The sequence below is a fragment of the Pseudomonas sp. K5002 genome, from assembly GCF_013386655.1.
In the GTDB taxonomy this organism is placed as follows: Bacteria; Pseudomonadota; Gammaproteobacteria; order Pseudomonadales; family Pseudomonadaceae; genus Aquipseudomonas.
On sequence record NZ_JACARK010001351.1, the window covers coordinates 1 to 1,716 of the forward strand.

Sequence of the window (1,716 nt, forward strand, 5' to 3'; positions counted from 1 at the left end):
GGCCTGGACGCTGCATTGCTCGACGGACACACGCGCACCGTCGGCGTCCACCACCGCCACTTCCACCGGGCGCCGGGTTTTCCGGTCGACCAATTGCAGGCTTTCACCTTCGTTGGCGAAATGGCGGTTGCCCCAGCCGATGAACGCCATGATCACCACCCGGAAATCCTCGCCAACCGGCGTCGGCACGTACTCGAAACGGGGCGGCCGCTCGCTGTATTGCCGGCGTTCCAGCAGCCCCGCTTCCACCAGGCTGTTGAGCCGGCGGGTGAGCATATTCGGAGCGATTTCCAGGCTCTGGGAAAACTCGTCAAAACGCCGCAACCCTTGCAGCGCGTCGCGCATGATCAGGATGCTCCACCACTCGCCTACCCGTTCCACTCCACGGGCTACCGGGCATTCGGCATTCACCAGCGACTTACGTTGCATTGCAGTTCCTCTGTGGGGCGGCTACGGAAATTTCAGCTATCGGATGTTACTTTCATAATGATAGTTTCGTCCATGCATTGCTACCAACCTGAAATTTGCGGAGCTAAGCGATCATGAGTAAGCGAATTGTTGTGACCGGCATGGGTGCAGTGACACCGCTGGCAACCGGCGTGGAACAGACCTGGAAGCGCCTGCTGGCCGGTGAATCCGGGATTCGCAGGCTACCCGAGGCATTGATCGGCGACCTGGCAATCAGCATCGGCGGCCAAGTGTTGGACCGCATCCAGGACCCTGAAGCCGGCTTTGACCCGGACACTGTCATCCCGGCCAAGGAACAACGCAAGATGGACCGGTTCATCGTGTTTGCCCTGGCCGCCGCGCAAGAGGCCCTGGCCCAGGCTGGCTGGAGTCCGCAGACGCCCTCGCAGCAGGAACGTACCGCGACAATCATCGCCTCCGGCGTGGGTGGTTTTCCCGCGATTGCCGAGGCCGTTCGTACGGCTGACAGCAAAGGGCCTCGCCGCCTGTCGCCGTTCACGATCCCGTCATTCCTCGGCAACATGGCGGCCGGGCACGTGTCGATCCAGCATCAACTGAAAGGTCCGCTGGGCTCCCCCGTCACTGCCTGCGCCGCCGGCGTACAGGCGATTGGTGATGCTGCGCGAATGATCCGTGCCGGCGAAATCGACATCGCCGTGTGTGGCGGCGCCGAAGCCTGTATCCACCGAGTCAGCCTCGGCGGTTTTGCTGCGGCGCGTGCGCTGTCGAGCGATTACAACGACACGCCGGCATTGGCTTCCCGCCCGTTCGATCAAGGCCGCGACGGGTTTGTGATGGGCGAAGGTGCCGGGCTGTTGGTGATCGAGGAACTGGAGCATGCATTGGCTCGCGGGGCGACGCCTATCGCAGAGCTGGTGGGCTACGGCACCAGCGCCGACGCCTATCACATGACCTCGGGCCCGGAAGATGGCTCGGGTGCACGCAGGGCAATGGAACTGGCGATCGCGCAGGCAGGGATCAGCGCCGCACAGATCCAGCACTTGAACGCCCATGCCACGTCGACCCCCGTAGGCGACAACGGCGAACTGGCAGCGATCAATACGCTGTTCGGTGCAAATGCCAGCGTCGCGATCAGCGCCACCAAGTCGGCGACCGGCCATCTGTTGGGCGCCGCGGGCGGGATCGAGGCGATCTTCACTGTGCTCGCCCTGCGCGACCAGATTGCCCCGGCGACCCTCAACCTGGATAACCCGGACCCCGCCGCCGATGGGCTGGATATGGTCCGGG

Annotated in this window: 2 protein-coding genes; one reads left to right on the forward strand and one right to left on the reverse strand. The window is 63.7% G+C overall.

Annotation, left to right across the window (positions count from 1 at the left end; translation table 11 throughout):
• A partial coding sequence (locus tag HX846_RS36280) for a helix-turn-helix domain-containing protein (protein WP_178967353.1) occupies positions 1-429 on the reverse strand: 429 nt, incomplete at its 3' end.
• 113 nt (positions 430-542) lie between these two features.
• Between HX846_RS36280 and fabF the strand changes: the two genes are divergently transcribed.
• Positions 543-1,716, forward strand: a 1,174-nt coding sequence (fabF, locus tag HX846_RS36285; RefSeq protein WP_178967354.1) for a beta-ketoacyl-ACP synthase II, incomplete at its 3' end; no start/stop codon positions are given.